The 637-nt window shown below is 65.5% G+C and carries 1 protein-coding gene; it reads right to left on the bottom strand.

The annotated features are described in order from the left end of the window. Nucleotides 1-148: 148 nt before the first annotated feature. Nucleotides 149-571 carry an arsenate reductase (glutaredoxin) gene (gene arsC, locus AC1DTN_RS38160; protein WP_477925358.1) on the bottom strand — a complete coding sequence of 141 codons (423 nt, stop codon included), beginning with the start codon at nt 569-571 and terminating at the stop codon, nt 149-151. Between the last annotated feature and the right edge of the window lie 66 nt (nt 572-637).

Genomic DNA, 637 nt, shown 5'->3' with positions numbered 1-637 from the left:
CAGCAGCCGGCTGTACGAGCGCTCGCGCAGCGAGCCATAGAGCATCAGGAAGCGCGGCCGGTGAACCGAGGGCTCACGCACCGCCAGGCGCTCCTGCGTGGGCACATCGAACAGCTCCGCCTGCAGCGCGGGGAAGGTGGGCTGGTCTTCAAGCACGGCGCACACCGTCGTCGACGACCCGTTCTCCGTCTTCCTTCTTGAAGGGCGCCATCTTCGGCGCCGGGAGAATCTCCAGCACCGCTTCCGACGGGCGGCACAGCTTCGTGCCGAGGGGTGTCACGACGATCGGCCGATTGATGAGGATCGGGTGCTCCAGCATGAAGTCGAGCAGCTCCTCGTCCGACCACCCGGGCTCGTCCAGCTTCAGCTGGGCATAGGGCGTGCCCTTCTGCCGAAGCAGGTCGCGCACCGAGATACCCATGGCCTGCACCAGTGCCTTGAGCTTCTCCTTGGGCGGAGGTGTCTTGAGGTATTCGATGACCTCGGGCTCGATGCCCGCGTGCCGGATCAGGGCCAGCGTGTTGCGCGAGGTGCCGCAGTCGGGGTTGTGGAAGATCGTGATGTCGGACATATCGATGGAAGGGCGCGATGAGACAGCCCTGGCTTGTTGTTGAGATGCGGAGGTCGGGCTCAGCGC

It is taken from the genome of Rhizobium sp. 01T444, assembly GCF_056398305.1.
This window is presented reverse-complemented; position numbering and strand designations above follow the sequence as displayed.

Excerpts from the sequence above, each read along its gene's own strand:
- arsC (WP_477925358.1), bottom strand. The coding sequence starts at position 571 with ATGTCCGACATCACGATCTTCCACAACCCCGACTGCGGCACCTCGCGC.